Source organism: Streptomyces kunmingensis, from assembly GCF_039533535.1.
GTDB classification, from domain to species: Bacteria; Actinomycetota; Actinomycetes; order Streptomycetales; family Streptomycetaceae; genus Streptomyces; species Streptomyces kunmingensis.
This window is the reverse complement of record NZ_BAAATS010000014.1, coordinates 271,011-276,574: the sequence shown is the minus strand read 5'-3', so window position 1 is coordinate 276,574 and position 5,564 is coordinate 271,011. Positions and strand designations below refer to the sequence as shown.

The 5,564-nt window shown below is 70.2% G+C and carries 6 protein-coding genes; 2 read left to right on the top strand and 4 right to left on the bottom strand.

Annotation, left to right across the window (positions count from 1 at the left end):
* Positions 1–64: 64 nt before the first annotated feature.
* The 4 genes from ABD366_RS18420 to ABD366_RS18405 form a co-directional block, all read right to left on the bottom strand.
* Positions 65–1,111, bottom strand: a complete 1,047-nt coding sequence (locus ABD366_RS18420) for a C40 family peptidase (RefSeq protein ID WP_411293742.1) — start codon at positions 1,109–1,111, stop codon at positions 65–67.
* Between the two features lie 256 nt (positions 1,112–1,367).
* Positions 1,368–2,393, bottom strand: a complete 1,026-nt coding sequence (locus ABD366_RS18415; RefSeq protein WP_324770333.1) for a C40 family peptidase — start codon at positions 2,391–2,393, stop codon at positions 1,368–1,370.
* A 302-nt stretch (positions 2,394–2,695) separates the two neighbouring features.
* Complete coding sequence (locus ABD366_RS18410; RefSeq protein WP_324770334.1) at positions 2,696–4,054, bottom strand: NYN domain-containing protein; 1,359 nt, start codon at positions 4,052–4,054, stop codon at positions 2,696–2,698.
* Between the two features lie 33 nt (positions 4,055–4,087).
* Positions 4,088–4,327, bottom strand: a complete 240-nt coding sequence (locus ABD366_RS18405) for a hypothetical protein (protein WP_324770335.1) — start codon at positions 4,325–4,327, stop codon at positions 4,088–4,090.
* A gap of 136 nt (positions 4,328–4,463) precedes the next feature.
* Here ABD366_RS18405 and ABD366_RS18400 point away from each other — a divergent pair, with 136 nt between their 5' ends.
* Both ABD366_RS18400 and ABD366_RS18395 read left to right on the top strand, forming a co-directional pair.
* Entirely contained in the window at positions 4,464–5,207 is a 744-nt protein-coding gene (locus tag ABD366_RS18400; RefSeq protein ID WP_324770336.1) for a rhomboid family intramembrane serine protease, read from the top strand.
* Positions 5,204–5,485, top strand: a complete 282-nt coding sequence (locus ABD366_RS18395) for an Lrp/AsnC family transcriptional regulator (RefSeq protein WP_324770337.1) — start codon at positions 5,204–5,206, stop codon at positions 5,483–5,485. Before ABD366_RS18400 ends, ABD366_RS18395 begins: the two co-directional genes overlap by 4 nt.
* Positions 5,486–5,564: the final 79 nt, after the last annotated feature.

Genomic DNA, 5,564 nt, shown 5'->3' with positions numbered 1-5,564 from the left:
CGACACAGCCGGATTCGCCAGCGCTTGACCACCCAAGATCACCAACAGAGTCACGGCATTGGCTCTAGACCCGGGTCACGGAGGAGACCGGCATCATGCCGACCGGGTCGTAGCGCACCGGGGCGCCGGGGTAGGGCGCGTGGATGACCTGGCCGTTGCCCGCGTAGATGCCGATGTGGTGGGCGTCGGAGCCGTACGCCACGAGGTCGCCGGGGCGCGCCTGGGCGAGCGACACCTGCTGTCCCGCGTACCGCTGGGCCTGCGAGGTGCGCGGCAGACCGACCCCGGCCTGCCCGTACGACCACTGCATCAGGCCCGAGCAGTCGAACCCGGAGGGGCCGTTGGCGCCCCAGATGTACGGCTTGCCGAGCGCCGACTGGGCGGCGGCCAGGGCGGCCGCCGCGCGGTCCGACGAGGCCGGGCCCGCGCCCGCCAGATCGGGGCGTTCACCGCCGCGCGAGGCCCGCTCGTACGCGGCGCGGTCGCCGTCCGGCAGCGAGTTGAGCAGCCGCCGCGCCTTCGACAGCTTCGCCTCGACCGTGCGCTTGTGTTCGGCGACGGCCTTGCGGCTCTTGTCCAGCTCGGCGAGTTTGCGCTGGGCCTCGGCGCGCTCCTGGGCCAGCTCCCGCTGCGCTGACTGCAGTTCGGCCAGGTCACCGGCCTGGCGGGCGCTGATCCGGTTGAGGGTGCTGGCCCGGTCGAGATAGGCGTCGGGGTCCGAGGAGAACATCAGGGCGAGTGTGGGGTCCATGCCGCCGGAGCGGTACTGGGCGCCTGCCACCATGCCGAGTGACCGGCGCATCTTGTTGATCCGCTCCTGCCCCCGGGCCACCTCGTCCTGGGAGGCGGCCAGTTCGGCGCGGAGCTTGTCGGACCGCTCGTCGGCCTTGTTGAACGCCTCGGTGGCGGTCTCCGCCTGCTCGTACAGCCGGTCGACCTCGGCCTTGGTGTCGGCCGGCTTGTCCTGCGGTGCGGCGCCCGCCGGGACGGCGCCGAGGGCGGCCGCGGCCGAAGCGGCGGCGGCCACGGTCAGGACGGTTGCGCGCGTGCTCCGGTCGAGACCCGAGAGCCCCGAGTGGCCGGAGTGCGCAGTGCGGCGATGGGACCCCACGAGTAGCCGCTCTCCCTTCCGCTGGCGACAGCGCTGACACCGGCGCTGACGGGAGCGCCGGTGATCCCCGTGATCGGGGAATGCGCGCCGACAGTAGCCGCGCGACTACCGCCGGGCCAACGACCGTTCGGGGGTGCACAACGCGGCGCCCCGCCTATGACGCAGGTCATGGGCGGGGCGTGGGGTCAGCGGGCGAAGCCGGAATTCGCCCGAACGGGCTCGTTTTCCGTCTCGCGTCGGGCCAGGCGGCCGAGGATCAGATGCGGACGCCGAACTGGAACGAACCGATCGTGCTCATCGACTCGTAGCGGACGGAGGCGCCGGGGTGCGGGGCGTGCAGCACCTGGCCGTTGCCGGCGTAAAGGCCCACGTGCGCGAGGCTGTTGAAGAAGACGAGGTCACCGGGCTTGAGCGCGCTCATGCCTATCTTGGTGCCGTCGTTCTGCTGGGTGTACGTGGTCCGGGTGATGCCGACACCGGCCTGGTTGTACGCCCACTGCGTCAGACCGGAGCAGTCGTAGGAGTTGGGGCCCGTGCCGCCGGAGACGTACGCCTTGCCGATCTGGGTGGCGGCCGCGGCGAGTGCGGCGCCGCCGAACTTGGAGCCGGGCGCCTCGTTGCCGAGGTCGACGCGGGAGCTGGCGCCGCGGCTGGCGCGGGCGTCGTCCTGCGCCATCTTCTGCCGCTCTGCGGCCGTCAGAGTGTTGAGCAGCTTCTGCGCGGAGCCCAGCTTGCTCTGGACTTCCTTCTTCTTCTTGCCGAGCTCGGTGCGGGTGTCCGCGAGGTCCTTGAGCTTCTCGGCGGCCTCGGCCCGCTCCTGGGCGAGGGTGCGCTGCTTGTCCTGGACCTTCTTGAGCGACTGCAGCTGCTGGGCGCTGAGCGAGTCGATCGTGGACGCCTTGTCGAGGTAGTCGTCCGGATCGGCGGAGAGGAACAGCTGGACGGAGGGGTCGATACCACCGGAGCGGTACTGCTGGCTGGCGAGCGAACCGAGGCCCGTGCGCAGCTCGTTGAGGTCTTCCTGGCCGCGGGCGACCTTGTCCTGGAGCTGACCGATCTCCTTCTCGAGCTTCTTCTGCTTCTCCTTGGCCCCGTTGTAGAGGTCGGTGGCCTTCTCCGCCTCTTCGTAGAGCTTGTCGACCTTGGCCTTGACTTCGCTCTTGTCGGGCTTCGGCGCGGCGTTGGCCGCCTGCGAAGTGAGTGCCACGGCAGCGGCGGCGGTCGCGGTGAGCACGGTCACACGGGTGCGGCTCGGCTGCTTGGGTCGACGGTGGGACGCCACGAAGGCGAGCTCCTTCTTCCTCCAGCCGCCCACAAACACCCGGTGGGCGGTTCCCCTCCACCGTCACTCACCTCATGAGAGTGATCACCCGAGCGGAGGTTCGAGGCCTGACCCTAGTGATGTTCCTGTGATCAGTTCAAATCCTGACGAGAAAAATCTCGGTCACCGAGCGCATTCTTTGCACTCAACTCACGTGCAGTAACGCTCGTTTGACACTACGTTGCGTGAAGGTTTCTCCAATTCGGGCATACGGAACGGAACTTACGGATGTGATGTATGCGACGCCGGGGAGGTATGCGACATCAACCGCGCGAGAGCCGCTTCAGGAGCATGACCGACGCGACCGGGCGCGCCCCCGCCTTCGCGATGCCGTCGGCGACCTCGCGGTCCGTCGACACGACGATCACCGGGCGGCCCGGCGGCTCGGCGCGCACCAGCTGGCGAATCAGCTCATCGGCGGTGACGCCCGCCTTGGAGAACAGCACCCGCACCCCGCGCGGCGGCGCGAGCAGCACCGGCGCCGCCAGCTCGGCCCCGTCGAAGACACAGGTCACCTCGGCGCCGGTCTGCGCGGCGAGCTGGGAGAGGGAGCCGAGGAGGCGCAGCCGCTGCTTCTCCAGCGGCATCGTCGGATAGCCGGTCTTGGTCACGTTGTAGCCGTCGACCACGAGGTGGGCCTGGGGCAGCGCGAGCAACTGGTCGAGGATGGCGGGGTCGTGCTCGTGCAGGGCGCGTGCCGCGATGTCCTTGGGCGTCATCCTGCCGGGCTCCACGGCGTCCACGGAGTCGGCGGGGCGGGCGGAGACCGGCGGCAGCGCCAGCTCCCTGCGCAGCCCCTGAGCGGCCTCCAGGACCGTGTCGAGCAGCAGCCGCACCCGCATGTCCTCGACGCTGCGTCCTTCGCGGGCCGCCCGACGCGAGGCCTCCAGGGTCGCCTCGGCCTCGCCGAGCCGCGCCTTGAGCCGCCGGGTCTCGCTCTCGGCCGCGGACACGGCCGCCTGGCCCTCGGCCCGGGCCGCCTCGGCCTCGGCCTGCGCCTTGCGTACGGCGGCCTCGCCGCGCTTCACGTCGCTGAGGGCGGCCCGCAGCTTGCGGTGCACGGCGTCGGTCTCGCGCTTGGCGGTGTCGAGCTCGGCGCGCAGCCGCTCGGTCTCGGTCTTGGTGAGTGCCTGCGCCTCGGCGAGCCGGTCGCGCAACGACTGCAGCTCGGCCCGGGTCTCCTCGTCGGCCCGCTCGGCGTCGGCCCGCTGGGCCTCCTCACCGGCGGCGGCGACCAGCTTCACCCAGCCCACGGGGCGCAGCACGTACGCGGCGGCGGCCACGTCCAGCGGGTCCGCGGCGGGCGGCGGTGCGCCGGCGTCGAGCGCGCCGGCCAGCTCGGGCTGCGCCTCGCGGAACCGCTCCGCGATCCGCTGGCGGAACAGCGGCTCGCTCTCGACCGCGGCGGCCATCGCGTTACCGGCGAACTTCACCCGCCGGGTCGGGGTGAACCTCGCATACTGGCGCAACTGGGGTGGCAGTTCACCGACCGTCAGACCGCCGAAGCCGTCCGAGACGATCTGCACGACCCGCCGCCGTACGCCTTCGGGCAACGGCCGGTCGAGCACCTCGGCGGCGGCCTGCTCAGCGTCTGCGGCCTCCTCGCCTGTGCTCTCCACCATCCGACACCCCAAAGTCGCTGTGGGCCGCTCCCTTCAGGAGTCGGCGCCCGGCCTGTCCACAAGTTCCACCTGGTCCACCGCGTTGCACCAGCGGCAGCGCACCGACTCGATGGTCTCACTGACCACGTTGCGTTCCTCGACGTTCGGCTCACCGGCCAGGTCGAGGTGGACGTACTCGACGACCTTCGACGAGCGGGTCACGTCGAACCGCGTGAGGTTGCCGCAGAGCATGCAGCGCCAGCGGGTGGTGGCGGTCGGCAGGGGAACCGTCATCGGACTGTCGCCTCTTCCTTCGCGCACGGCGCTCGGCACGTGCGCTTTCCGTGGTGCGTGGTGCTTGCTTGATTGCCTGTAACCCTACGGCCTGCCGTACGCCGCCCGCTCCCCGCCTTGCGTCATGCTCTGTCCCATGATCGGCAACGGACGCGACGCGATCGGCAGAGTGACCGCATTCCTCAGAGGGCATCCGGCTCCGGTCACGTACGGAATCATCGCCGTCTGCTGCGTGGCCTTCGTCCTCTCCCCCTCCTCCGGGCTCAACCCGTCGTACGGCACCGGTGACCATCTCCTCACCGCGCAGAGTGCCTACTTCGAACGCTGGGGCGTATTGCCCGCCGAACTCTTCACCGGATCACCCCGCGCCGCCCTCACCCCGGCCACAGCCCTGTTCGTGCACGGCAGCTGGATCCACCTGCTCGGCAACATGCTCTTCCTCTACGTCTTCGGGGCGATGGTCGAAGAACGCATGGGACACCTTCCGTACGCGCTCTTCTACGTGATCAGCGGCTACCTGGCACTCCTCGGCTACGCGATCGCCCACGCCGGCTCCGAGCAGACGCTGGTCGGCGCCTCGGGGGCGATCTCGGCGGTGCTCGGCGCGTTCCTGTACCTGTTCCCCGACGCGCGGGTGACGAGCGTCTTCCCCTTCCTCCTGTTCCTGCCGCTGCGTTTCCCGGCGTGGGTGGTGCTGCCGTTCTGGGTGGCGCTGCAGTGGGCAGCGGCCGGGCAGGACAGCCAGGGACCGGGCGTCGCCTACCTCGCTCACCTGGTGGGCTTCTCCGTCGGGTTCCTCTACGCGTGGGTGAGGTACAGGGGCCGGGCTAAGGTGAGAGCAGCCCCAGCCACGGCCACCGAGGGAGACAGCCAGCCGTGATCACCGCGATCGTGCTCATCAAGACCAGTGTCGACCGGATCCCCGAGATCGCGGAGTCGATCGCGGCTCTGGAGAGTGTCAGCGAGGTCTTCTCCGTCACCGGCACGTACGACTTGATCGCCATGGTCCGGGTGGCCCGGCATGACGACCTCGCGGAGGTCATCCCCGGCCGGATCAGCAAGATCCAGGGCGTCGAGGGCACCGACACGCATGTTGCTTTCCGCACGTACTCCCAGCATGACCTGGAGGCCGCCTTCTCCATCGGCCTGGACAGCTAGCGCCCCGTAAGGGGCGCGGGGAACTGCGCGAGCAACCCAAGAAAAGCCGCGGTCGCGTCTGCTCATGTACCGAGCAGAC

What these genes read in the sequence shown, in the direction of transcription:
- ABD366_RS18410 (WP_324770334.1), bottom strand. Translation starts at nt 4,054, where the DNA reads ATGGTGGAGAGCACAGGCGAGGAGGCCGCAGACGCTGAGCAGGCCGCC.
- ABD366_RS18405 (WP_324770335.1), bottom strand. Translation starts at nt 4,327, where the DNA reads ATGACGGTTCCCCTGCCGACCGCCACCACCCGCTGGCGCTGCATGCTC.
- ABD366_RS18400 (WP_324770336.1), top strand. Translation starts at nt 4,464, where the DNA reads ATGATCGGCAACGGACGCGACGCGATCGGCAGAGTGACCGCATTCCTC.